This window comes from Bifidobacterium sp. LH_419, from assembly GCF_056356955.1.
The window spans coordinates 19,024-42,801 of the sequence record NZ_JBKEVG010000004.1; the positions used below are offsets into that span (position 1 = coordinate 19,024).

Here is a 23,778-nt window from a genome sequence, read left to right on the forward strand (position 1 = left end):
GAGACGCGTTAGTGTTCGTCCCATGGCAGTGAAAACAGCGGCGAGCGAGCGGCCGATCCTCAGATCCAAGACGTTCCTGTACGTCACCGAGTTCTTCTCCGGCATGGCCGTGATGGCCGCCGAGCTCGGCGCGTCGCGCCTGCTCGCGCCCTACTTCTCCAGCTCGCAGATCGTGTGGACCATCATCATCGGCACCATCATGATCGCGCTCGCCCTGGGCGCCGTGTTCGGCGGCAGGTGGGCCGACCGCGATCCGGATCCGGACAAGCTGTACCTGCGCATCATGGCCGCCGCCGTGTGGATCTCGCTCATCCCGCTCGTCGGCAAATACGTGGTCCTCCTCGTCTCCGGACTGCTCATCGTGACCGTCTCCACGAACTTCCTCGTCATCGCCGCGTTCGCCAGCTGCATGGTCGTCTTCGTGCCGCCGCTGTTCCTGCTCGGCACCGTCACCGCCGGACTCAACAAGTTCGCCACCGACTCGCTCGACGACAACGCGTCCGTCGTGGGGCGTCTGTCCGCATGCAACACGATCGGCTCGATCCTCGGCACGTTCCTGCCCACGTTCGTCACCATCCCCGCCGTCGGCACGTTCGTCACGTTCCTCGTCTTCTCCGGACTGCTGCTCGCCATCCCGATCGTCTACTTCGTCTCGATGCGGGCGAGACGCGTCGCCTGCGCCGTCTCGGCCGCCGTGTTCGCCGTCTCCGCCGTGCTCTCGCCGATGAGCGGATTCGCGTTCTGGGAGGACTACTCGACGCTCGCCTACGAGGGCGAGTCCATCTACAACTACCTGCAGGTGAAGAACCTGCCCGACCGGACCATCCTGTCCACCAACGTGCTGTTCGGCGTGCAGTCCGTCACGATGAAGGACCGGGGGCTCACGGGCATGTACTACGACACCGCCCTCGCCGCGCCCGCGCTCGCCGACCACGCGCGCTCTGCGCTCATCCTCGGCATGGGCACCGGCACCTACGCGCGGTAGCTGAGGCGCTACTACCCGAAGATGAGGGCGCAGGGCGTCGAGATCGACGCGAAGATCACGCACCTCGCCGGCGAATACTTCGACGAGCCGGACGACGTGCCCGTCGCCACCTACGACGGACGCGCGTGGCTCGCCGCGTCCCGGGAGCGGTACGACGTGATCATGGTCGACGCGTACCAGGACATCACCATCCCGTTCCAGATGAGCTCCGACGAGTTCTTCACGATGGTCAGGAACCATCTCAATCCCGGCGGCGTGATGGTCGTCAACATGAACATGGTCTCCGACGGACGCGGCTCCATCAACGAGGCGCTCCAGACCACCATCGCCAACGTGTTCGACGGCGCGTGCCGCATCGGCACGACCTACACGGCCGACGTGCCCGGCACCACCAACCGCGAGCTGTTCGCCAAGGCGCCCACCGCCGCCGAACTGAAACGCTACGACGGATGCAGCGACTCGTGGCGGCGCACCGGCGGCATCGCCACCGTCCCCGAACCGGTCGGCAGCGGCATGCGCGACGACGTGAAGGCGACGGCGCTCCGTGCCGCGGCATGGGAGCGCACGCACGACGGCGCGCTCGCCGCGTACATGAGCGAGGTCGCCTCGCGCATGACGCCGGTGCGCGACCCGTCGACCGGCTCCGGCGACCGGTCGCTGATCCTCACCGACGACCACGCGCCCGTCGAACTGCTCGGCATGCGGGCGATCGACAACATCATCGCCGAACAGGCGGGGCCGTACCGCGACATCCTGAGGAAGGAGGGCGTCGGCGTACTGCTGCGCGAGATGCGGTGAGGCGTCCCCGTCCGCCCGCGACACGCAGGGCGGCGATGTCCGGGGGTGTGGTAGACTCTCCATTTGGCTTGAGAAATCAAGAAAGCGGGGCAACCCCACCTGGAAGCCTTTCACGGCCTCGGGTCCACGGCAATGGCCGGCGCATCCTCGGGTGATGCGCGAGCGACGTCAGGAACGTCCGATGTGATGCAACGCGTGTGTGCGATGCCATGTCGTCATGCCATGGAATCGAGACGGTATGAGGTCTTACGGATGGGCTCCGCTACGGAAATCAGAGGATTGGAGTCATCATCAGCGACGAACCACGCATTAACGACGAGATTCGCGTCTCGCAGGTGCGCCTGATCGGCCCGAACGGCGAACAGGTGGGAGTCATCGCGACCTCGGTCGCCCTCAACCTGGCGAAGGAAGCGAACCTCGATCTCGTCGAGGTGGCGCCCAACGCGAAGCCTCCGGTCGCCAAGCTCATCGATTACGGCAAGTTCAAGTACAACGAGAAGATCAAGGCCCGCGAGGCCCGCCGCAATCAGAACACGGCCGAGATCAAGGAGATCCGCTTCCGCCTCAAGATCGACGACCACGACTTCGACGTGAAGAAGGGCCATGTGGTCCGCTTCCTCAACGGCGGAGACAAGGTCAAGGTCACCATCATGCTGCGCGGCCGCGAGCAGTCCCGCCCGATCGGCGGCGTGGAACTGCTGCAGCGTCTCGCCGCCGAGGTGGAGGAGTACGGCACCGTCGAGTCCAAGCCCAAGCAGGAGGGCCGCAACATCATCATGACGCTTGCGCCCAAGGGCAAGAAGGTGCACACCCAGTCCGAGCAGCGACGCCGCGGCGCCGAATCCCGCGCCGAGCGCCAGGCCCGACAGGCCGCGCGTCTCGCCGCCAAGCAGGAGGCGCAGGCGCAGGCCGCCGCGGAGGCGAAGGCCTCGGTCTCCGCCACGACTTCCAAGAAGCACACCAACAAGGAGGGCAGCAATGCCGAAGATGAAAACTAATTCCGCCGCTTCCAAGCGCGTCCGCCGCACCGGCACCGGCAAGCTGATGGCGGCCGGCAGCGCCATGCGCCACAACCTCGAGCACAAGTCCGCCCGCCAGCGCCGCGCGCTGAAGGCCGACGAGGTTCTGCCCACGCCGCAGACCAAGAAGCTCAACCGCCTCCTGGGCGCCCGCTGAGCCTGACCAGAGACAAGACCTGCAAACTTCAGAAAGCTGAGGAAATAGAAATATGGCACGTGTCAAGCGCGCAGTGAACGCCCACAAGAAGCGTCGCGTCGTTCTCGAGAGGGCCTCCGGCTACCGCGGCCAGCGCTCCCGTCTGTACCGCAAGGCCAAGGAGCAGCTGCTCCACTCCTTCAACTACAACTTCCGCGACCGCAAGGCCCGCAAGGGTGACTTCCGCAAGCTGTGGATCCAGCGCATCAACGCCGCCGTCCGCGCCGAGGGCATCACCTACAACCGCTTCATCCAGGGCCTGCACCTCGCCGGCATCGAGCTGGATCGTCGCGCCCTCGCCGAGCTCGCCATCTCCGACGCCGACGCCTTCAAGGCCATCGTCGAGGCCGCCAAGGCCGCCCTTCCGGAGGACGTGAACGCCCCGAAGGCCGCCTGATTCCGCTGACGCGAATCCTGATCGAAGACCCCGCACGCGCGGGGTCTTCGTGTTTGTGACGGGATGCCGCACGGCATCGCCGATACGATCGGACGATACGGGGGTACGGGAGGAGCATCGTGACCGACGGAAACGACGGATTCGGAAGGCTGCTGGAGCAGTTCTCCGCGCATATCGACGTGGAACGCGGGCTCGCGAAGGCGACGGTCGCCGCATACTCGTCGGACCTTGCGCGCTACGTCGCGTTCCTGCGCTCGCGCGGCGTGACGGACCTGCGCGGCGTCACGCGGTACGACGTGGAGGACTTCGTCGCCGCATTGGACGCGGACGGCGAATCCGCGCGTTCGAAGGCGCGCCGTCTCGCCGCCGTGCACGAGCTCCACCGGTTCGCGCTCGGCCGGCATGCGGTCGACGAGGACGTCTCCGCGGATGTGAAGGCGCCGAAGGGGGCCTCCACGCTGCCGGACGTGCTCACCGTGGACGAGGTGGCGCGTCTGCTCGACGCGGTGCCGACCGCCGGCGACGACCCGGTCATGCTGCGCGACAAGGCGCTGCTCGAATTCATGTACGCGACCGGATGCCGCGTTTCCGAAGCGGTGGGCCTGAACCTCGACGACATCGACCTGGCGGACCAGCATGTGGCGCGTCTCATGGGCAAAGGCTCCAAGCAGCGGCTCGTGCCGGTCGGCGGCTACGCGTGCACGGCGATGGCGCGCTACCTCGACCTCGGTCGGCCCGCGTTGGAGGCGCGCGACCGTTCCGGCAGGCCCGAGAGACGGGCCGTGTTCCTCAACAAGCGGGGGAGGCGTCTGTCGCGCCAATCCGTGTGGGAGGTCGTCAAGGTGTCCGGGGAGCGCGCGCACATCACGCGTCCGCTGCACCCGCACACGCTGCGCCACTCGTTCGCCACGCATCTCATCCAGGGCGGCGCGGACGTGCGCACCGTGCAGGAGCTGCTCGGCCACGCCTCCGTCACCACCACGCAGATCTACACCCACGTGAGTCCGGAGAACCTCATCGAAACGTATCTGACCGCGCATCCCCGCGCGCGATGAGCCGGATTGGCGCACCAATGATGATAAGGTAAACCATATGCCTACCGATATGCTTGGACGCGAGTATGAGACCTTTCCCGCCCCCGGACCGTTGCGGCAGCATGGCCCGGCGAGGGTCATCGCCATGTGCAACCAGAAGGGCGGCGTAGGCAAGACCACCAGCTCCATCTCCATCGCCGGCGCGCTGAGCCAGTACGGGCGCAAATGCCTCATCGTCGACTTCGACCCGCAGGGCGCCGCCACCGTGGGCCTCGGCATCAACGCGAACACCGTCGAGAAGACCATCTACAACGCGCTGTTCGACTTCCGCATGGACGTGCACGAGGTGGTGCGCCACACCGCCTTCGAGAACCTCGACATCATCCCGGCGAACATCGACCTGTCCGCCGCCGAGGTGCAGCTCGTCACCGAGGTGGGGCGCGAGCAGATCCTCGCCCAGGTGCTGAAGCCCCTGCGCGACGAATACGACGTAATCATCATCGACTGCCAGCCGTCGCTCGGCCTGCTCACCGTGAACGCGCTGACCGCCGCGGACGGCGTCATCATCCCCGTGGCCGCCGAGTTCTTCGCGCTGCGCGGCGTCGCCCTGCTCATGCAGTCCATCGAGAAGGTGCAGAGCCGCATCAACCCCTCGCTCAAGGTGTACGGCGTGCTCATCACGATGTTCACGCGCACCCTCCACTGCGAGGAGGTCATGCAGCGCATCTACGAGGCGTTCCAGGACAAGGTGTTCCACACTGTCATCTCCCGCTCCATCAAACTGCCCGACTCGACCGTGGCGGCCGCGCCGATCACGATCTTCGCGCCGCAGCACAAGACCAGCAAGGAGTATCGCGAGGTCGCCCGCGAACTCGTCGCCAACGGGGTCATCGCCTGAATGGACGATATGCGCACCACCGCGGCGGCGTCGGATCCGGCCGCGGCGGGGGAGCCGGCCGCGTCGTCGCCCGCCGGCTTCACCGTGAACCTCGACGTGTACTCCGGCCCGTTCGACGTGCTGCTCGGCATGGTCGCCAACCGTCGGCTCGAACTGACCGAGGTGTCCCTCTCCGCGATCACCGAGGAGTTCCTCGCCTACGTGCGCGGGCTCGACTTCGCCGCGAACATGGACGAGGCGAGCTCGTTCCTCGACGTCGCGTCGATCCTCGTCGAGGCGAAGAGCGCGGCGCTGCTGCCCGCCGACCTGTCCGGCGAACGCGACGAGCTCGGCATGGAGGCGCTGCGCGAACGCGACCTGCTGTTCGCGAGGCTCCTGCAGTACCGGGCGTTCAAACAGGCGGCCGGCGAGTTCCGCGCACGCATCGCCGCGAACAGGGGGCGTTTCCCGCATCCCGGCGAACTCGACGAATCGATCACGGCCATGTTGCCGGAGCTCGTGTGGACGATTGGCGCCGACGACCTCGCGTCGATCGCCGCGCGCGTGTTCGCCGACGTGCCGGCGACGACGGTGAGCACCCGCCAGCTGCACGTGCCGCTGGTCGACCTCGAGACGCAGGCCGCGCTGGTGCGCGACAGGCTGCGCGCATTGGGCGAGGACGGGTCGATGACCTTCGCCGAGCTCGCCGCCGACGCGGACGGGCGCGCGGAGGTCGTGGCGAGGTTCCTCGCCGTGCTCATGTTCTTCAAACAGGGCAGCGTGCGGTTCCGCCAGTCCGGACCGTACGCGACGCTCCATCTCAAGTGGGCGCCCGACCAGCCGTCGTTCGCGGACGGCGCCGGGGCCCCGGACGCCGCGGCCGCTCTGGACGACGAGGCCGCCGTATCGATTGACGAAAGGGATTTCGCATGAACGTGGAGGAGTATCCGGGCGGATTGAAGGCGTGCCTGGAGGCGATGCTCATGGTCGCCGACGAGCCGCTGGACCCGGACGCCGCGGCGCGCGTGCTCGGCGTGGACCCGACTACGGTGACCGAGGCGCTGGAACGGCTCCGCGACGCCTACGAGGTGTCCGACCGCGGCTTCGAACTGCGCCGCACCGCGCGCGGATGGCGGTTCGCGAGCCGCGCCGTGTACGAGCCGGTCGTCTCCGCGTTCGTGACCGACGGCCAGACCGCCCGCCTCGGCCAGGCCGCGTTGGAGGCGCTCGCCGTGATCGCCTACCGGCAGCCGGTCACGCGCGCGCAGATCTCCGCGATCCGCGGCGTCAATTCGGACGGCGTGATCCGTTCGCTCATCGTGCGCGGGCTGGTGCGTGGCCAGGGCGTCGACGCCGAATCGCGCGCGACCCTGCTCGTCACCACCGACCTGTTCCTCGAGAAGATGGGGTTCGACTCGCTCGACGAGCTGCCCGAACTCGCGCCGTTCCTGCCTGATTCGATCGGTGAGGTCACCGCCGACGCCAGCGGCATCCATCTGTGAGCTGGTGCGGTGAAGCGCCGGCCGAACATGTCGTGAACAACTTATAGTCAGTTTGACTATAAGCAGTGCTATGCTGATGCACCGTCAACGAAAACCACGATCGGACGGAAGTGGACGATGGGCATCGGCAATGTCTCCGAACGACGGCTCGCGCCGCCGCAGGTCGGCGTATCCGTCGTGATCCTGGCCCTCGGGCCGGATTCGACCGGGCGCAGCCGCCTATGGCTGCCGCTCGTCAAACGCGTGCGCCAGCCGTTCCTCGGCGCATGGGCGCTGCCCGGCGGCGACCTGGCCGCCAACCGGTCCCTCGAGCAGTCCGCGTACGCCGCGCTCGAATCGACCACCACGCTGCACCCGCGGTATCTGGAGCAGCTGTACACGTTCGGCGACCCCGGGCGCTCCCACGGGGGCCTGCCGATGGTCTCTATCGTCTACTGGGCGCTCGTCGGCACCGCGGAGTCGAAGGACTTCGTCGAAGCCGACAACGTCCGCTGGTTCCCCGAGAACGGACTGCCCGAACTCGCCTTCGACCACAGGGCGATCATCGACTACGCGCTGTGGCGGCTGCGCACCAAGATCGCCTACCCCGACGTGGCCGCGCGCCTCGTCGGCGAGACGTTCACGCTCAGCCAGCTGCACGACGTGGTCGAGGCCGTCACCGGCGAACCCGTCGACCTCGCCAACTTCCGACGGCGCATCCTCGCCTCCGGCGAGCTCGAGGACACCGGCGCCAAGCAGCGCGTCGGCAAGCACCGCCCCGCCGCCGTGTACCGGTACGTGGACGCCGCCTCCAAGCCATGGAACCCATACGACTGGCTGAAGGACGATGAAGGCGGCGCGGGCGCGGACGGACGCGCGGCGGACGGCCTGCCCGGGCCCGACCCGCCGCCCGCGGCCGTGGACGACGATCCGATGTCCGCGCTTTCGCGCTGAGCCGGATCCGGTCCGTCCTCCCTCCTCCGGCCATCGACCATTACCCATCACCGCACCGGAACCCCGACGCGCCCCGCGCGCCCGGGGCGGCGAAGCATACCCGAAAACACCGGTGCCCCCATCCGTCGGCACCGATCACCATCCACCAGAACACCAGAACAAAGAAACAAAGGAACGATCATGACAGCGACATTCACCGCGCCCTCCGTCGACGAGATCATCGCCCGGCTCGGCGCGCAAAGCACCTGCGACGCGGGCCTCACCCTCGACCCGTGGCACTTCGACACGACGAAACCCAGCTACGGCCCCGGCGCCTCCATGCTCGACCGCCTGCCCAAGAACGCGCCCCGCCAGCAGGTGCTGCCCGACGAATACCGCAACGCCTCCGACGAGGAGCTCCAGCAGCGCATCCGCGACGCGAAGCGCCGCCTCGGCTCCAAGCTGCTCATCCTCGGCCACTTCTACCAGCGTGACGAGATCATCGAGCACGCCGACTTCGTGGGCGACTCCTTCCAGCTCGCCAAGAACGCGACCGAACGCCCCGACGCCGACCACATCGTGTTCTGCGGCGTGCACTTCATGGCCGAGACCGCCGACATCCTCTCCACGCCCGAGCAGACCGTGACCCTGCCGAACCTCTCCGCCGGATGCTCGATGGCCGACATGGCCAACATCGACCAGGTCGAGGAGGCATGGGAGCAGCTCGGCGAGATCTGCGGCACCAGGCCGGATTCCGACGGCCTGCAGCCGATCATCCCCGTCACCTACATGAACTCGTCCGCCGCTCTGAAGGCGTTCTGCGGCCGCCACGGCGGCATCGTGTGCACGTCGTCCAACGCGCACGCCGTACTCGAATGGGCGTTCGCCCGCGGCCGCCGCGTCCTGTTCTTCCCCGACCAGCACCTGGGACGCAACACGGCGCGCGCCATGGGCGTCCCGCTGAGCGAGATGCCCCTGTGGGACCCGTTCAAGGCGCGAGGAGGCGCGGCCGACCCCGCCGACTACGCGAACGCGAGGATGATCCTGTGGAAGGGCTTCTGCTCCGTGCACCAGCGCTTCACCGTCGACCAGATCGAACGCGCCCGCAAGGCGTACCCGGGCGTCAAGGTCATCGTGCACCCCGAATGCTCGATGCAGGTCGTCGACGCCGCCGACGGCACCGGCTCCACCGCGTACATCGTCAAGGAGATCGAGAACGCGCCCGCCGGCTCCGCCATCGCCGTCGGCACCGAGATCAACCTCGTCAACCGCCTCGCCGCGCAGCACCCCGACAAGACCGTGTTCTGCCTCGACCCGGTCGTCTGCCCCTGCTCCACCATGTACCGCATCCACCCCGCCTACCTCGCCTGGGCGTTGGAGAACCTCGAACAGGGCAACGTCGTCAACCGCATCACCGTGGACGAGGACACCGCCCGCGAGGCCAAGGTCGCGCTCGAACGCATGCTGCGCGTCCACCCGTGAACGCAGAGAACGAGACAGGGAACGAGACAATGAACGACACCGACATCATCGTCATCGGCGCGGGCGTGGCCGGACTGTCCGCCGCGCTCGCCGTGGCGGGCGAAGGCCATGACGTGACGCTCGTCACCAAGACCGAACTCGTCGAATCGAACACCTACCACGCGCAGGGCGGCATCGCCGCGGCCATCTTCGCCGACGACGACCCGAAACTGCACGCCGCCGACACCATCGCCGCCGGGCACGGCCTGTGCGACCCGAAGGCCGTCGACATCCTCACGCGCGAAGGCGCCGACCGCGTGCGCGAATTCGCCGCCGCCGGCGTGCGCTTCGACCGCGACGCCGACGGCCACATGCTGCGCGGACTGGAGGCGGCGCACTCGCGGGCCCGCGTCGTGCACGCCGGAGGCGACGCCACCGGACGCATCCTCGAACTCGACGTGTCCGCCATGGTGCGCGCGAACCCGCGTATCCGCATCGTCGAACACGCGTTCCTCAAGGACCTCCTCGTGCGCGACGGGCGCATCGCCGGCGTCGCGCTGCTCGAGGACGGGCATGACGTCCCCCTGCGCGCGAACCGCGTCATCCTCGCCACCGGCGGGGCGGGCCGCATGTACCCGTACACCACGAACCCGATCGTCGCCACCGCCGACGGACTCGCCGCCGCATGGCGCGCGGGCGCGCAGGTCGCCGACCTCGAATTCACCCAGTTCCACCCCACCGCGATGGCCGTCGGCGAACACTTCCTCGTCTCCGAAGCCGTGCGCGGCGAAGGTGCCATCCTGCTCGACGAGCACGGACACCGCTACATGAAGGACGTGGACCCGCGCGCCGAACTCGCGCCGCGCGACGTCGTCGCCCGCGAGAACTTCCGCGTCATGCAGCGCCAAGACGGCCGCCCCGTCATGCTCGACGTCTCCCCGATGCGCGACGAACACCCCGACCTCGCCGCGTTCCTCGCGAAACGCTTCCCGACCATCGACGCCTACACGCGCTCGCTCGGCTACGACTGGAGCAGGGAGCCCATCCCCGTCGCGCCCGCTGCGCACTACTATATGGGCGGCATCCGCACCGACCTCGACGGACGCGCCTCCATCCCCGGACTGTACGCGGCCGGCGAATGCGCGCGTACCGGCGTCATGGGATCGAACCGCCTCGCCTCCAACTCGCTGCTCGAAGGCCTCGTCTACGGCCGCCGCGCCGGCCTCGCCGCCGTGCATGACACGGACGACACGACATGGACGCCGCAGCCGCTGCTCAACTCCGCGACCGGCGGGGTCTACGACAAGCCGCCCGTCGCGCTCGCCACACCGACTGTCGCCGGTGCCGGCGGCCACGGCGACGACGTCGCGGCATCGGCCGACGTGTGGGACCGCACACGCATCCAGAACACGATGTGGCATGACGTCGGCGTGCTGCGCGACGCCGACGGGCTCGCGCGCGCCATCGCCGCGCTCGGCGACGGTCTCGCCGCCGTGGACGCGCACGCCGCGACTCCGGAGGAATCCGCCGACGTGACCGCGCTCGAGAACCGGAACATGCTCACCGTCGGCTACGTGGCCGCGACCGCCGCGCTCGCCCGCACCGAATCGCGCGGCGCCCACGCGCGCACCGACTTCCCCGAACCCCGCGACGAGTGGGCGCACTCCGTCGCCTACGTCAAGCGGTAATCCACGACCAAGGAGCACCATGCTCACGCAACAGACCATCCATGCCGCCGTCGCGGCGGCCCTCGCCGAAGACGCGCCCTACGGCGACGTGACCTGCGAGACCACCATCCCCGCCGACGAGACCGGCGAAGCCCGACTCGTCGCGCGAGAGAAAGGCGTGATGAGCGGCATCGACGTATTCGCCGCCGCCTTCGCCACGCTCGACCCGTCCGTGACCGTCGAACCCGCCATCCACGACGGCGAACGGTTCGAGGCCGGACAGACGCTCGCCACCGTGCGCGGCCGCGTGCGCGGCCTCCTGACCGCCGAACGTGTCGCATTGAACTTCACGCAGCGCATGAGCGGCATCGCCACGATGACCGCCGCGTTCGTCGCCGCGGTGGACGCGATCTACGAGGACGGGTACGACGGTTCCGCCGGACCGGTCACGCCCCCGCGGCGCTACGCGCGCACGCGCATCGTCGACACGCGCAAGACCACGCCCGGACTGCGCCCGTTCGAGAAATACGCGGTCGTCTGCGGCGGCGGACACAACCACCGCTACGGCCTGTCCGACGCGGTCATGATGAAGGACAACCATCTCGCCGCGCTCGCCGCCCGAGGCATCGACCTCGCCGGCGCGATTCGCCACGTGCGCGACCAGGTGGGGCACACCACGCACATCGAGGTCGAGGTCGACCGGCTCGACCAGATCCCCGCGGTATTGGACGGCGGCGCCGACACCATCATGCTCGACAACTTCACGCTCGACGACACCCGACGCGGCGTGGAGACGATTGACGGACGCGCCATCGTCGAGGCGAGCGGCAACATGACGCTGGAACGCGTCGCCGCGGTCGCCGCCACCGGCGTGGACGTGATCTCCGTCGGCGCGCTCACCCACTCCGTGCGCGCCATCGACCTCGGATTGGACTGGTCGCGATGAGCGGGACGATTCAGGAACGGACGGACGGCGTCGCCGCAACACGGGAACAGGAAGCCGGCAAGGCGCGGGAAGCCGACGAACTCTACCTCGACGCGGCCGCCACCGAACCGGTGAGCCGGGACGTCATCGCCGCGATGACCCCGTTCCTCACCGACGCGTACGCGAACCCGGCCAGCGTGCACCAGCCCGGCAAGACCGCGGCGCGCGCCCTCGACGCGGCGCGAGCCTCCTTCGCCGCCGGTCTCGGCGCCAAACCCGACGACGTGATCTTCACCTCCGGCGGCACCGAATCCGACAACCTCGCCGTCAAAGGCATCGCCATGGCCCGGATGAAGCGGCTGGGAGCACACCCGCGCATCGTCATCTCCTCAATCGAGCATCCGGCCGTCTCCGCGTCCGCCGACTGGCTTGCACGATGGTTCGGTTTCGAGGTCGTGCGCATCCCCGTCGACCGCGAGGCGCACCTCGATTTGGACGCGCTCGAACGGGCGCTCGACGGCGAGGCGGGGGAGCGGACCGCGCTCGTCAGCGCCATGCTCGCCAACAACGAGGTCGGCACCGTCGAGCCCGTGGAGCGGATCGTGGCGATCGCGCACGCGCACGGGGCGCCGGTGCACGTCGACGCCGTACAGGCCGCCGGGCTCATCCCCATCCGCATGCGCGACTGGGACGTGGACGCGTTGAGCGTCTCCGGACACAAATTCGGCGCGCCCAAAGGACTCGGCGCGCTGCTCGTACGCGGGCGCACGCCCATCGAACCGGTGCTCTCCGGCGGCGGGCAGGAACGCGGACTGCGTTCCGGCACGCAGAACGTGGCCGGCGCGGTCGCGCTCGCCATCGCCCTGGACGGCTCGAACCGGCGCATGGCCGCGCACTACCGGGAGCTCGTCGCCTCGCGCGACATGCTCATCGACGCGGTGCGGAGGGTCATACCCCGTGCCGAGCTCACCGGCGACCCGGAACGACGGCTCCCCGGACATGCCTCGTTCGTCTTCCCCGGCGTGACCGGCGAGGCGCTGCTCGTCGACCTGGACGCGCGCGGCATCGCCGCATCCTCCGGATCCGCGTGCGCGATCGGACGGCATGAGATCCCCGCCACGCTGCTCGCCATGGGATTCGAGCCGGCCATCGCGAAATCGGCGTTGCGCATGACGTTCCGCGAACCGCTCACCCGCGAAGAGATCGAACGGATCTCGCTCGCGCTGGAGGAATCCTACACGGAGCTCACGCGGCGGTAGCCGGATGAAACGGGGTCGCTCCGGTGTTCAGAACGGGAAATACCGGCCCTGATCCATCTTCCGGGAGATCTCGTCGAGGTCATGCGCCATCTGCCGCTCCTCCTCGGACCCCCTCCTCAACCGGTCCGCCTTGGCATCGAGATGGTGCTGTACGGAGCACATCGCCACCAGCGCGATGACGACGACGAACGTTACCGTTACTACGATCGCCAACCAATTCATGAGGCCCATCATAGGATTCGCCGCGACGCCCGTCCACCCGTCGTACTGGGGCGCCTTTCACAGGCGACGCACCTAAGATATGCGTAATGTACCTGAGAAATGACGGCGACCGAAGCCATCGCGCATCGCCGCCTGCGGAGGGGAGGTCGCCATGGGCAATGTGACGGATGATCTGCGGGTGCGGTTCGCCACGTTCGGAGACGACGCGTTCGACGAGGTGGACAGTCTGGTGCTGTCGCAGTTGGCGTATGCGCGCATGCCGGACAATGTCCCACGCTGGAACGGCAGCGCCGGCGGTGCCCACGACGCGCATGCCGGCGGGGAAGCGGCATGGGGAGGCCACATTCCGACGGTCCCCGTCCGCGACCTGCTGCGCGCGGAATGCTACGGCGCCATGTTCGGGCGGGTGTGGTCGCCGCAGCTGAACGTCGACCTGCTTCGCGCCGTGTGCGAGAACCCGCGTTGGCGCGCCCTGCGTGTGGGGGCCTATGTGGACGAGTTCGACGCGGCCTCCACCAAGCAGTTCTCGGCGTGCGTGTTCGATGTGGGGGACGGTGCGCTCTACGTCGCCTTCCGCGGCACCGACAGTTCGATCGTCGGATGGAAGGAGGATTTCACGATGGCGTTCCGGCGGCCGGTCGCCTCGCAGTCGGCGGCCGTGCGTTACCTCGCCGACGTGGCCTCGCGATGGGACGGGCCGCTGATGGTGGGAGGCCATTCCAAGGGCGGCAATCTCGCGGTGTATGCGGCATGCGCGATGCCGGACGACGTCGCGTCGCGCATCGTCGCCGTGTACTCGCATGACGGCCCGGGCTTCGACGAGGCGTTTCTGGGATCGCCGGATTATCTGCGTCTGGCCGCCAGGGTGCACAAGTCCGTGCCGGAATCGTCGGTCATCGGCATGCTGTTCGAACGGCGCGAGCAGGCGGACGCCGGCTATGAGGTGGTGGCGAGCGACGGGCTCGGCATCATGCAGCATTTCGCGTTGAACTGGCAGGTGAGGGATGGCCGGTTCGTCCATGCGGACGGTCTGACGGCCGGGGCGCGGTATGCGGCGCGCACGTTGAATGACTGGATGGCTCGGTACGACGACGAACGGCGCCGGCTGTTCATCGAGGGCCTGTTCGCCATCCTCGAGGCGGGCGGATACCCCACGTTCGGCGAGCTCACCGCGCATTGGACGCAGTCGTTGCCGGCCATGCTCGCGGCGGCGCGGGGCATCGCCCCCGACGATCGCGGGGTGATGGTCGAAGTGCTCAAGGGGTTCGCGGCTACCGCGGCCACGTCGGTCATCCCCGGCGGCGATCGGTGAGACGCGAAGCGACGGGACGAGGGAATGACGGAGTGGGATATCGGATCCGCGGAAACATCGACAGGGGTAGTCTGGACTTGTGACACCGTCGCCCGATCGATGAAAGAAGGATATCGATGACCGTTCCACAGCAGCCGCTTCCGCAGAATCCCAATCCTCAGCAACAGCCCCAGTCTCAACAGCAGTCCCAGCCGAGGTACGGCTACGCGCCGCAGGTCCCGCAGACCCCGCAGGCTCAGGCCCCGCAGCCGCAGGTCCCGCAGGCCGCGGGGCAGCCCGTGCCGCCTGCCCAGCCGACGCCCCAGTACGCGCAGCCGGCGGCAGGCGTGCCGCAGCAGCCCGCCCCCGGTTACGGCTATGCGCCCCAGCAGCCGGCGCCCGGCTACGGCGTCCAGCCCGGCTACGGCCAGCAGCCCGTCGCGCCCGCGCGGAAGCCGAACTTCCTCGACACGCTGGATATCGCCAAGACCACGAAGGATTCGCTGATCGCGATGATCGTGTTCCTGGGCATCGATCTGCTGCAGTCGCTCATCTCGCTGATGTCCCGGCCGGGCCTCGGTTACGGCTATGGCGGCCCGTTGGACGTCATCATCGGCTTCTCGCCGTGGGTGTACCTCACCCTCGCGCTGGCGCTGTTCATCATCGGCCTGCACGTGGTCGGATCGGTGAAGTGGTACCGCACGACCGGCTTCGTCCTCCTGGCCGCGGGATCCGCGGTCGAGCTGCTGCTGCAGATCCTGTGGGCCTGCCGCGTGTACGGCACCGGCACGTCGCTGCTGTCGTTCCTCGTCTACGCCGCGTTGCTCGCGCACGTGGTCGTGCTGTTCGTCGCGTACGGGCAGCGTGGCTGAATCGTCTGCCGTAATCGGGGAAAACGAAGAGGGGGGGGGTGCACATGGATTCCATGTGCAACCCCCCTCTTGCCGTCGGCCGCCGTCAGTCGATGAGCTTGTAGCCGTGGTCGGCGACGACGCTCTTGAGCTTCTCCAGATAGGTCTCGGCGGCCTTGGAGAGCTTGGCGCGCTCGTTGGTGATCCAGCCGACGAGCATCGTCTCGTCCGAGTCGAGCGGCACCGTGCAGATCTTCTCGTTGTTGAGATCACCGTTGTCGATGCCCGTGCACACCGTGTAGCCGTTGAGGCCGATGATGAAGTTGAGGATCGTGGCGCGGTCGGTCACGTTGATCTGCTTGGGGGAGTAGTCCGGCCAGACCGCCTCCTCGGCGAAGTAGAAGGAGCCGTCCTCGCCCTGCTCGTACTGGATGAACGGGTAGGGCCTGAGGTCCTTCATCGTGACCATCTTCTTCGAGGCGAGCGGGTTCGTACGCGCCAGGAACACGTGCAGCGGCGCGCGGAACAGCGCGTGGAACTCGAGATGCTTCTCGCGCAGCAGCTTGCCGATGACGTCCTTGTTGAAGTCGGACAGGTAGATGATGCCGACGTCGGAGCGCATGTTCGCCACCGAGTCGATGATGTCGCGCGTGCGGGTCTCGCGAATCGTGAACTCGTATTCGTCGGAATGGATGGAATCGATCATCTCGACGAACGCCTCGACCGCGAACATGTAGTGCTGGGTGGAGACGGTGCACAGCTGCTTGCGCGGCTTCGCGTTCTTGTAGCGTTCCTCGAGCAGCGACGCCTGGTCGAGCACCTGGCGCGCGTAGGTGAGGAACTCCGCGCCGTCGACCGTCAGTGCGATGCCCTGCGAGGAGCGGGTGAAGATCTCGATGCCGAGCTCCTTCTCCAGTTCCTTCACGGAGGAGCTCAGGGCCGGCTGCGAGACGTAGAGCTCGTGCGAGGCCTCGTTCATCGAACCGCATTCGACGATCTTGACGATGTATTTGAGTTGCAGAAGCGTCATAAAATCTCTTTATACCAGTGGGGATGGCCGAGGAATCGGGTTATAGCCGCGGATTCCATCCGCATGGCCGTACGGTGAGACCGGCGGACGGCTCACAACCTCACGCCGAGCGTCGTCAGGTCCTCGCGTGCCTTGGCGGCATCGGTGAACGGCAGTCCGTGGATGCCCACCGCGTCCGCGCCGGCCACGTTCTTCGCGGTGTCGTCGAAGAACACGCACCTGTCCGCTTCGAGGCCGAATCGGGAGAGCGCGAGCTCGTAGATGTCGGCGTTCGGCTTGTGCATCTTCTCGACGCCGGAGACGACCGTGCCCTGAAGCAGCTCGCCGAGCACCGGGTACTTGTCGAACGCAACGTGAATCGTCTCATGCGACCAGTTCGTCAGCCCCCACACGCCGTAGCCATGGGACCTGAGGTCGCGCAGCAGCTGCTCCATGCCAGGCAGCATGCGCGGCAGCGCGTCGCCGTAGTGCTCGATGTAGTACCTGAAGATCCGCGCGATCTCCTCGCCCTGCTCGCGCACCACGTCCGGGTAGATGTCCGCGAAGTCCTCGCCGGCGTCCATGCGGTCCTCGTAGCGGAAGAAGCCGTGCGGATCGTCGTCGGCGCAGATCGCATCCACCACGTCGTCCGGGAAACGCCCTTCGAGGCAGGCGTGCACCTGCCAGTCGAACAGCACGCCGCAGAAGTCGAAGATCACGTCGGTGATGGGGGAGTCGGGGGAAGGCGTGGTGGAGATGGCCATGGAAAGCTCCTGATCGGTGGGGTGCATCACTGTATGCGTCCCAGTGTAGCGGCACGGATGGGGTGGAACGGCGGTTCCGGAAGATTCATCCGGCGGGATGGCCGGCGCGGTACAGCATCGGGGTCATGCCGGACCGCTGCTTGAACGCGCGGGTGAACGTGTTGAGGCTGGGGTAGCCCACGGCGCTCGCCACCTGCCGGACGGGCATGGCGGTCGTGGACAGCAGCCGTCTCGCCTCGTCCATGCGCCGTATGGTGAGGTAGGCGTAGGGCGTCCGTCCGGTCAGCGTCTTGAATTTGCGCAGGTATTGCCGCGGGCTCAGCGAGGCCCGTTGCGCGAGCGCGTCTACGGTGATCGGGTCGCGGTAATGGTCGTCGAGATAGGACAGGGTCTCCCTCACGGCGAGCATGTCGTCGTCGGCGATGGTGGCGGGAGTGCGCAACGCCAGTCCGGTGAGCAGATCGGTGAGGATTCGCGCGCCGATGAGATCGGCGTGCGCCTGGTCCGACGTATAGGCGTCGAGCAGCCGGTCGATGGAGTTCTCCATCAATGCCGGATTGCCCACCGGGAACACGTTGCCCAACGCTCCGACGATACGCTCGTAATACAGACGTGCGGGGGCGCCGTCGAAATGGATCATGCTGGTGCGCGTGGTCTCGTCCGCCCGGCCCTCGTGCTTGAGATAGGTGTCGAACAGGAACACGCTGCCGGCGGCGACGTCATACAGGGTCGGTTCGTCGTCGAGCCAGATGGTGGCGTGCAGCGTGCCCTCCCGCACGATGCCGAGCAGAAAACTGTCGAACCGGGCGCGGGTCAGTTCGAACCCCGGCCGGTAGGTGAACCGTCCGATGCGCAATGGGTACAGCAGATGCCTCTGCGCGCCGGTGGTCGGCGAGACGATGAGCAGTTCGGATTCATCGGGGACGACGCCTTCCTCGACCGGGTGGATGATCTGCGGGGCGTTGCGGCGTGACGACGTCGTTGTCGTTTTCTGCGTCATGGTTGTCTCTTTTTGCGGTTGTCGTCGGGTGTGTGGGCCGTCGGCGGCGGCTGAAATTGATTATATCGTCTGAGTGAGCGTTCACGGGACGGTATGTGGCTTAGATACACCGGTGTGTCAATCGGAATGGAGGAGATGAAGATGTTCATGCGGAAAGTGGCGGCGGCCGTATTGGGGGTGGCGTTGTCCGTTTCCTGTCTCGTCGCCGTGGGGCCCGCATATGCGGCTCAGGGGACGCGGGCCGTCGATCCGGAACCGCGTGTCCCGGCCGATGCGTATGTGATTCCGCCGCTGCTGCGTTCCGGCGACGCGTTGCCCGCGGCCCCGGCCGGCGTGTCGGTCGCGGTGGACGCCCAGGGAGCGACGGTCTCCGATGGCGTCGTCACCTCGGATGCGACGACTCCGGTGACGGCGACGCTCACCGCCACACTGAAGGACGATGGGCCGGATGGCGCGGATGGCGGCACTGTGTCCAAGACCTTCACGGTCACCGTATTGCCCGCGTCCGCCCGAAAGCTGCTCGGGTACCAGCGCACTCCGTATGACGGCGCCGACGGCCCGCTCAAGGGCAACGACGGCTCGTCCGCCTACAGCCTCCATCTGGCGCTTGACGGCGCGGATGGCGGCGCCGGTGAACCGGCCGCCTGGACGCCGCTCAACAAGAACTACGGCATCATGTTCTCGCGCACCTACTCGGCCCGGAAGGACACCGGCACCGGCCTCATCAATCCGAACGTGTTCGTGCGCAAAGACGGTTCCTACGGCGTGATCGCCACACTCACCGGCTTCCAATACAACCAGGCCACCGGCACGCCGGACGCCTCCGCTAGGACGAGCGTGCTCATCGCCACCACGAAGGACTTCCAGACCTTCGAACAGGAAAAGAACGACAATACGGTGAACGTGGGCGAGACCAACGGCGTGAACGATCCCTACGCCGTCTACGATTCCGCCGAAGACCGCTATGTGGTCGGATGGACGGACGACGACGGCGTGAGGAAACACACCACCTTCGCCGAGCTCGACGGACCGGATTCCGTGCACGGCGATGTCGTCGAAGGCGAAGTGCCCCGGTCCGGCGCCGTCGCCACGGCGATCGGCATCGAGGACTACGTGCCCGGATACGCCGTGCCGATCGGCGACGATCTGGCAGACGCGCTGACCAAGCGTTTCGGCCGCGTGACCAACACCGGCCACCGCGAATTCGACGACGTCACCGTCGCGCGGCACTCCGACATCGCCAAGGCCGACCTGCCCAAGCAGGTGACCCTCGACTATTCCGACGGCTCCACCGGCACATTGCCCGTCTCATGGGACACCTCCACCGTGGACACGGGCAAGCCCGGCGTCTACACCATCAACGGCACCGTGCGGCAGACGAACTATGATCCGAAGGCCACGGGCAAGGACTACACCGTGCCGTTCGCCGAGGACCGCGCCGACCCCGACCTGTACAAATTCGCGTGGAGGCACAAGGTCGACGGCAGGGAAGTGACCGAGACCAAGTACCTGTTCACCGCCACCAACGACACCAACGGCGACTGCCGACTGCTGCCCGACGGCAAAGGCAACTACCTCGCGATCCGCTCCGGGGACAGCATCGAGGCGCTCGCCGATACGGCCGGCGATCCCGAACGGACGCTCGACGGCGCGACCGGCGGCAACAAGCTGGAATCCGTGCTGCTGAAACCGGGCGAGCGGATCGAACTCGGCGACAGCGGCCGGACATACGAGATGGAAGGCAGCTTCTGGGCGCCCGAGATCCATCGCATCGGCGGCAGGCTCTCCATCCTGTTCGCGGTGAACAGTCTGGCCAACGGCGCGGAGGACACCAACACGCAGTCCGCGATCATGCAGCTCAGGCAGGATGCGGACGGCTACGACCTCGATCCGACCGTCGCCGCCAATTGGGATACGCCGCGCATCATCACCTACGCCGACGGCAGGACCTGGATGGGATCGTTCTGCGACATGACCTTCCTGAAGAACCATGCCGGCAAGGCGTATTACATGTGGGCCGGGTTCGCGATCAGCCCCATCGACGAGTCCACGCCGTGGAAGATCAAGGCCGCTTCGAACAGGAACGATCCGAATCTAGTCGAACTGCCTGGCAAGGACTACGCATGGGAGGCCGGCGGCGCCTATGAGGGCCAATACGCGATCGAGCATGACGGACGCTACTACGTGACGTACTCCGCCCGCCGCGTGGACGGGCGCTACACGCTCGGCTACCAGTCCGCCGCGGTGGACGCCGACCTCATGGATCCGGCCAGCTGGAGCAAGCCGATGACCCCGACCCTGTTCTCCTCCCTGGTCGACGGCGAATGGCAGTCCGGCCCCGGCCACGCCGCGTTCGCCGAAGGCCCGGACGGCGAGCTGCTGTTCGTCTACCACACCTACTCGCACGTCACCCGCGCCGACGGCTTCAACGGCGGCGGAAAGGGCGACGGCACCGGCGACGCGGTGAAGAAGACCAACGGCCGCGACGCCTACATCCGTCGTGTCCACTGGGGCGCGGACGACCGTCTCATCCTCGACATGACCCCGTCCGAGGAACTTTCCGACGCCAACAGGACGGTCACGATGAACGTGATCGTCGAGGCGGACGGTGCCGCCGGCGGCGAAGGCGACGGCGGCGAAACGGTCAATCCGGAGACGCCGGCCGCCCCGGGCAAGCCCGTCGGACCGGGGACCTCGGAGGGCGCGGGCGGCGCAATCGATCGGCATGAGACGGACAATGCGGCCGATGACGTCCCCGCCCACGTCAAGCTGCCGGCGACCGGCGTCTCGGCGTCCGGTCTGGCCGGCGTGACCGCGCTGATGGCCGCCGCGGGCATCGGCACGGTCGTCTGGCGCAGACGCCGCTCATGACGTTCCGCGGGGCGACCCGGAAGGATTTCCGTGGTCGTCTCATGAAGAGACACCGGTGTACCGAAGAAAGGAAGAACCATGAACATGAATGCGCTGACGCATGATGCCGCACGGGAGAGGCGCCGTGGCCGGTCGGGGATACGCCTGTTGGCGGCGTCCGCGGCTCTGGCCGTGGCGCTCGGCGCGGGAGCCGTTCCCGCGTCCGCGGCGGAAGACGCGACGGACGGCGGCGTACCCGAAGGCGAGGTGAACGTCGGGAAGATCGAAGGACTGAGCTCCGACTTCATCACCGGAGCCGACTTCTCGTCGCTGCTCAGCGAAGAGGAAAGCGGCGTCACCTACCGTAATCCGCAGGGAGAACGGCAGGACGCGGTACGGATCCTCAGGAACGCCGGCGTGAACTATGCCCGCGTGCGCGTGTGGAACGATCCGTTCGACGCGAACGGCAACGGATACGGCGCCGGCAACGTGGACGTGAACCGCGCCATCCGGATCGGCAAACGTGCCACCGAGGCGGGCATGAAAGTGCTGGTGGACTTCCACTACTCCGATTTCTGGCCCGACGGACAGCCGGCGCCGAAGGCGTGGAGGCAGTACGTCTCCGACCCGGACAAGATGGCCGAGGCGGTCCACGACTTCACCAAGGAATCCCTGGAGAAGTTCAAGGCGGCCGGGGTCGACGTGGGCATGGTGCAAGTCGGCAACGAATCCAACAACAAGATCACCGGCATCTCCGGCGCCGCCGACATGGCCAAGATCTACAAGGCCGGCAGCGCGGCCGTGCGCGAGGTCTACCCCGAAACCGACGCCGACGGAGAGCACGCCGTGAAGGTGGCGCTGCACTTCAACCAGAAGGCCAAGGCCTCATGGGCCGACGACTTCGAACGGCGGGGCATCGACTACGACGTGTTCGCCATGTCGTTCTACGCCTGGGGCTCCACCAGCATCGCCCAGGTGGCGAACGTGCTCAGGACCGTGGCGAAGACCCACCACAAGGACGTCATGATCGCGGAGACCGCATGGCCCTACCAGATCGCCGACACCGACGGATACAAGAACAACTACGGCCCCCACAACGCCGACAAACTCAAGGCCTATCCGGTCAGCCCGCAGGGGCAGGCCGACAACATCCACGACGTGGCGGCCGCGATCAGCGCCATCGGAGACAACGACGGCGACGGCCATGACGACGGTCTCGGCTTCTTCTACTGGGAGCCGGCATGGATCGCGGTCGGCCCGGCCGACACTCCCGAACAAATCGAGGCGAACCGCGACAAATGGCGCAAATACGGTTCCGGCTGGATCAGCGAATATGCCAAAGGCTACTACAAGTCCGGCGGTTGGGCCGGCACCACCGACGGCTCCGGCTGGGACAACATGGCGCTCTTCGACGCCAAGGGCAACGCGCTCGGATCGCTGAACTCGTTCGACTATATCCGCACCGGCGCCGCAGCGCCGCACACGTTCCTCGGCGTCGAAGACACGACCGTCACCGTCCCCGAAGGGGAAACCGTCACGCTGCCGCGGCAGGTCACCCTCACCTACAAGGACGGCAGGAACGAACAGGAGGACGTCACATGGCGCGGATCCCTGGACTGGGCCGCCGGATCGGGCACCTTCACCGTTACCGGCGTCACCGCCTCCGGCCATACCGCGAAGGCCGTCGTGACCGTGACCCCCACCAACCATCTGTCCAACCCCAGCTTCGAGGACGACGACATGGGCAAGTGGACCGTCACGCTCGACCCCGGATCCGAAGCAGACGCCCAATTCACCCGCAAGAAGAGCGGCAACTCCTCCGACGGCAGCTACGGCCTGTACTACTGGTCCGGCAAGGACGGCGGCAAAGGGGCGAGATTCAGCGCCTCCCAGACCGTCACCGGCCTCAAGCCCGGCGCCTACCAGCTCACCGCCACCGTGCGCGGCACCGACATGTCGGACACGGACACGATGACCCTCAAAGCCAGCGCCGACGGCAAGGACTACGCCAATCCGATGACCGCCATCAACACAGAGCTCGATTCCACCGCCACCGTGCCGAACATCGTCGTGGGAGCGTCCGGCACCGTGACCGTCACGCTCGACGCGGCGCTCGCCGGCGGCCTGTACGGCACCATCGACGACTTCACCCTCACCCAGGCCTCGAAGCCGGAAGGTATGGACGGATTGAACGCCGCCATCACCAAGGCCGAGGGCATCGACCGTGACGGATACACGGCCGAATCCCTCGCCGCGCTCGACGAGGCGGTCGAAATCGCCAAGGTCGTGGCGGCGGGATCCGCCTCCACATCGGCTTCGATCGCCAAGGCCACCGCATTGGTCGACGACGCCATCGAAGGCCTCGTGCCGGCCGGGACGAACCCGGGCGGCGAGGACAATCCGGGCGGCGGGGACAATCCGGGCGGCGGGGACAATCCGGGCGGCGAGCATCCCGGAAACACGACCGATCCCGGCGATGGCGACTCCGGCGATGGCGACGGCGGCCACGGCAGCGCGGGCAAGCCCCGGGACGAGGCGGGAACCGTGGCGGCCGGCGGCACGGACGTCAGGCGACTGCCGGCCACCGGGGCGTCGATCGTCGGCGCCATCCTCGCCGCCTCGACCATGATCGCCGGCGGCGCCGTGGCGATGGTCGTCTCACGGCGCCGTGCGGACAGGTAGGAGGCCATCGCCGATCCGATCCGACGCACGATCGACATGCCCATGCATCATCCGATCCAACCCACATCCAACCCGAT

General features: G+C 67.4%; 22 protein-coding genes. 18 read left to right on the forward strand and 4 right to left on the reverse strand.

Translation table 11 applies throughout. The annotated features are described in order from the left end of the window. The first annotated feature begins 22 nt into the window (after positions 1 to 22). The 14 genes from AC1AYX_RS04235 to AC1AYX_RS04300 all read left to right on the forward strand — a co-directional run bounded on the left by AC1AYX_RS04235 (position 23) and on the right by AC1AYX_RS04300 (position 13,032). On the forward strand, positions 23 to 985 hold the full coding sequence (locus tag AC1AYX_RS04235; protein ID WP_476502329.1) for a fused MFS/spermidine synthase: 963 nt from the start codon (positions 23 to 25) through the stop codon (positions 983 to 985). A gap of 21 nt (positions 986 to 1,006) precedes the next feature. After that, positions 1,007 to 1,783, forward strand: coding sequence for a spermidine synthase (locus AC1AYX_RS04240; protein ID WP_476502330.1), 777 nt, complete (start codon positions 1,007 to 1,009; stop codon positions 1,781 to 1,783). 278 nt (positions 1,784 to 2,061) lie between these two features. After that, positions 2,062 to 2,781 (forward strand): translation initiation factor IF-3, encoded by a 720-nt coding sequence (infC, locus tag AC1AYX_RS04245; protein WP_034526013.1) that lies wholly within the window; start codon positions 2,062 to 2,064, stop codon positions 2,779 to 2,781. Beyond that, on the forward strand, positions 2,762 to 2,959 hold the full coding sequence (gene rpmI / locus AC1AYX_RS04250) for a 50S ribosomal protein L35 (protein ID WP_034526016.1): 198 nt from the start codon (positions 2,762 to 2,764) through the stop codon (positions 2,957 to 2,959). The genes infC and rpmI overlap by 20 nt, the downstream gene beginning before the upstream one ends. A 52-nt stretch (positions 2,960 to 3,011) precedes the next feature. Beyond that, complete coding sequence (rplT, locus tag AC1AYX_RS04255; protein ID WP_476502331.1) at positions 3,012 to 3,395, forward strand: 50S ribosomal protein L20; 384 nt, start codon at positions 3,012 to 3,014, stop codon at positions 3,393 to 3,395. A 119-nt stretch (positions 3,396 to 3,514) separates the two neighbouring features. Beyond that, positions 3,515 to 4,450 carry a site-specific tyrosine recombinase XerD gene (xerD, locus tag AC1AYX_RS04260; protein ID WP_476502332.1) on the forward strand — a complete coding sequence of 312 codons (936 nt, stop codon included), beginning with the start codon at positions 3,515 to 3,517 and terminating at the stop codon, positions 4,448 to 4,450. 37 nt (positions 4,451 to 4,487) lie between these two features. Then, a complete protein-coding gene (locus AC1AYX_RS04265) occupies positions 4,488 to 5,327 on the forward strand; it encodes a ParA family protein (protein WP_476502333.1) in 840 nt (279 codons plus the stop codon). Between the two features lie 9 nt (positions 5,328 to 5,336). Beyond that, positions 5,337 to 6,239 carry a segregation and condensation protein A gene (locus tag AC1AYX_RS04270; protein ID WP_476502334.1) on the forward strand — a complete coding sequence of 301 codons (903 nt, stop codon included), beginning with the start codon at positions 5,337 to 5,339 and terminating at the stop codon, positions 6,237 to 6,239. After that, positions 6,236 to 6,808, forward strand: a complete 573-nt coding sequence (gene scpB, locus AC1AYX_RS04275) for an SMC-Scp complex subunit ScpB (protein ID WP_476502335.1) — start codon at positions 6,236 to 6,238, stop codon at positions 6,806 to 6,808. Before AC1AYX_RS04270 ends, scpB begins: the two co-directional genes overlap by 4 nt. Before the next feature lie 117 nt (positions 6,809 to 6,925). After that, on the forward strand, positions 6,926 to 7,741 hold the full coding sequence (locus tag AC1AYX_RS04280; protein ID WP_476502336.1) for an NUDIX hydrolase: 816 nt from the start codon (positions 6,926 to 6,928) through the stop codon (positions 7,739 to 7,741). 180 nt (positions 7,742 to 7,921) lie between these two features. Then, entirely contained in the window at positions 7,922 to 9,202 is a 1,281-nt protein-coding gene (nadA, locus tag AC1AYX_RS04285) for a quinolinate synthase NadA (protein ID WP_476502337.1), read from the forward strand. Positions 9,203 to 9,231: 29 nt separating this feature from the next. Next, positions 9,232 to 10,869, forward strand: a complete 1,638-nt coding sequence (locus tag AC1AYX_RS04290; protein ID WP_476502338.1) for an L-aspartate oxidase — start codon at positions 9,232 to 9,234, stop codon at positions 10,867 to 10,869. A gap of 19 nt (positions 10,870 to 10,888) precedes the next feature. Continuing rightward, complete coding sequence (locus AC1AYX_RS04295) at positions 10,889 to 11,794, forward strand: nicotinate-nucleotide diphosphorylase (protein ID WP_476502339.1); 906 nt, start codon at positions 10,889 to 10,891, stop codon at positions 11,792 to 11,794. Then, positions 11,791 to 13,032 (forward strand): cysteine desulfurase family protein, encoded by a 1,242-nt coding sequence (locus AC1AYX_RS04300; protein ID WP_476502340.1) that lies wholly within the window; start codon positions 11,791 to 11,793, stop codon positions 13,030 to 13,032. The genes AC1AYX_RS04295 and AC1AYX_RS04300 overlap by 4 nt, the downstream gene beginning before the upstream one ends. Positions 13,033 to 13,059: 27 nt before the next feature. Here AC1AYX_RS04300 and AC1AYX_RS04305 read toward each other — a convergent pair whose 3' ends face one another. Next, positions 13,060 to 13,254 (reverse strand): hypothetical protein, encoded by a 195-nt coding sequence (locus AC1AYX_RS04305; RefSeq protein WP_476502341.1) that lies wholly within the window; start codon positions 13,252 to 13,254, stop codon positions 13,060 to 13,062. A 151-nt stretch (positions 13,255 to 13,405) separates the two neighbouring features. On the opposite strand from AC1AYX_RS04305, the gene AC1AYX_RS04310 reads away from it, so the two are divergent. Both AC1AYX_RS04310 and AC1AYX_RS04315 read left to right on the forward strand, forming a co-directional pair. After that, a complete protein-coding gene (locus AC1AYX_RS04310) occupies positions 13,406 to 14,566 on the forward strand; it encodes a DUF2974 domain-containing protein (protein ID WP_476502342.1) in 1,161 nt (386 codons plus the stop codon). A 116-nt stretch (positions 14,567 to 14,682) separates the two neighbouring features. Then, positions 14,683 to 15,417, forward strand: coding sequence for a hypothetical protein (locus tag AC1AYX_RS04315; RefSeq protein ID WP_476502343.1), 735 nt, complete (start codon positions 14,683 to 14,685; stop codon positions 15,415 to 15,417). Positions 15,418 to 15,502: 85 nt separating this feature from the next. Here AC1AYX_RS04315 and AC1AYX_RS04320 read toward each other — a convergent pair whose 3' ends face one another. The 3 genes from AC1AYX_RS04320 to AC1AYX_RS04330 form a co-directional block, all read right to left on the reverse strand. Beyond that, the gene (locus AC1AYX_RS04320; RefSeq protein ID WP_476502344.1) at positions 15,503 to 16,426 is read right to left on the reverse strand and encodes a LysR family transcriptional regulator; all 924 of its coding nucleotides are present in this window, start codon (positions 16,424 to 16,426) and stop codon (positions 15,503 to 15,505) included. Positions 16,427 to 16,518: 92 nt separating this feature from the next. Beyond that, positions 16,519 to 17,169 (reverse strand): HAD family hydrolase, encoded by a 651-nt coding sequence (locus tag AC1AYX_RS04325; protein WP_476502345.1) that lies wholly within the window; start codon positions 17,167 to 17,169, stop codon positions 16,519 to 16,521. 85 nt (positions 17,170 to 17,254) lie between these two features. Then, entirely contained in the window at positions 17,255 to 18,169 is a 915-nt protein-coding gene (locus AC1AYX_RS04330; protein ID WP_476502346.1) for a helix-turn-helix domain-containing protein, read from the reverse strand. A gap of 141 nt (positions 18,170 to 18,310) precedes the next feature. On the opposite strand from AC1AYX_RS04330, the gene AC1AYX_RS04335 reads away from it, so the two are divergent. Then, positions 18,311 to 21,040: a family 43 glycosylhydrolase gene (locus AC1AYX_RS04335; RefSeq protein WP_476502347.1), complete on the forward strand. Its 2,730-nt coding sequence runs from the start codon at positions 18,311 to 18,313 to the stop codon at positions 21,038 to 21,040. Between the two features lie 78 nt (positions 21,041 to 21,118). Beyond that, on the forward strand, positions 21,119 to 23,701 hold the full coding sequence (locus AC1AYX_RS04340) for a glycosyl hydrolase 53 family protein (protein WP_476502348.1): 2,583 nt from the start codon (positions 21,119 to 21,121) through the stop codon (positions 23,699 to 23,701). Positions 23,702 to 23,778: the final 77 nt, after the last annotated feature.

Bases quoted from the DNA above. Each gene is read 5' to 3' on its own strand.
- AC1AYX_RS04235 (WP_476502329.1), top strand. From the start codon at position 23: ATGGCAGTGAAAACAGCGGCGAGCGAGCGGCCGATCCTCAGATCCAAG.
- AC1AYX_RS04240 (WP_476502330.1), top strand. From the start codon at position 1,007: ATGAGGGCGCAGGGCGTCGAGATCGACGCGAAGATCACGCACCTCGCC.
- rpmI (WP_034526016.1), top strand. From the start codon at position 2,762: ATGCCGAAGATGAAAACTAATTCCGCCGCTTCCAAGCGCGTCCGCCGC.
- rplT (WP_476502331.1), top strand. From the start codon at position 3,012: ATGGCACGTGTCAAGCGCGCAGTGAACGCCCACAAGAAGCGTCGCGTC.
- AC1AYX_RS04265 (WP_476502333.1), top strand. From the start codon at position 4,488: ATGCCTACCGATATGCTTGGACGCGAGTATGAGACCTTTCCCGCCCCC.
- AC1AYX_RS04270 (WP_476502334.1), top strand. From the start codon at position 5,337: ATGCGCACCACCGCGGCGGCGTCGGATCCGGCCGCGGCGGGGGAGCCG.
- scpB (WP_476502335.1), top strand. From the start codon at position 6,236: ATGAACGTGGAGGAGTATCCGGGCGGATTGAAGGCGTGCCTGGAGGCG.
- AC1AYX_RS04280 (WP_476502336.1), top strand. From the start codon at position 6,926: ATGGGCATCGGCAATGTCTCCGAACGACGGCTCGCGCCGCCGCAGGTC.
- nadA (WP_476502337.1), top strand. From the start codon at position 7,922: ATGACAGCGACATTCACCGCGCCCTCCGTCGACGAGATCATCGCCCGG.
- AC1AYX_RS04290 (WP_476502338.1), top strand. From the start codon at position 9,232: ATGAACGACACCGACATCATCGTCATCGGCGCGGGCGTGGCCGGACTG.
- AC1AYX_RS04295 (WP_476502339.1), top strand. From the start codon at position 10,889: ATGCTCACGCAACAGACCATCCATGCCGCCGTCGCGGCGGCCCTCGCC.
- AC1AYX_RS04300 (WP_476502340.1), top strand. From the start codon at position 11,791: ATGAGCGGGACGATTCAGGAACGGACGGACGGCGTCGCCGCAACACGG.
- AC1AYX_RS04305 (WP_476502341.1), bottom strand. From the start codon at position 13,254: ATGAATTGGTTGGCGATCGTAGTAACGGTAACGTTCGTCGTCGTCATC.
- AC1AYX_RS04310 (WP_476502342.1), top strand. From the start codon at position 13,406: ATGGGCAATGTGACGGATGATCTGCGGGTGCGGTTCGCCACGTTCGGA.
- AC1AYX_RS04315 (WP_476502343.1), top strand. From the start codon at position 14,683: ATGACCGTTCCACAGCAGCCGCTTCCGCAGAATCCCAATCCTCAGCAA.
- AC1AYX_RS04320 (WP_476502344.1), bottom strand. From the start codon at position 16,426: ATGACGCTTCTGCAACTCAAATACATCGTCAAGATCGTCGAATGCGGT.
- AC1AYX_RS04325 (WP_476502345.1), bottom strand. From the start codon at position 17,169: ATGGCCATCTCCACCACGCCTTCCCCCGACTCCCCCATCACCGACGTG.
- AC1AYX_RS04330 (WP_476502346.1), bottom strand. From the start codon at position 18,169: ATGACGCAGAAAACGACAACGACGTCGTCACGCCGCAACGCCCCGCAG.
- AC1AYX_RS04335 (WP_476502347.1), top strand. From the start codon at position 18,311: ATGTTCATGCGGAAAGTGGCGGCGGCCGTATTGGGGGTGGCGTTGTCC.
- AC1AYX_RS04340 (WP_476502348.1), top strand. From the start codon at position 21,119: ATGAACATGAATGCGCTGACGCATGATGCCGCACGGGAGAGGCGCCGT.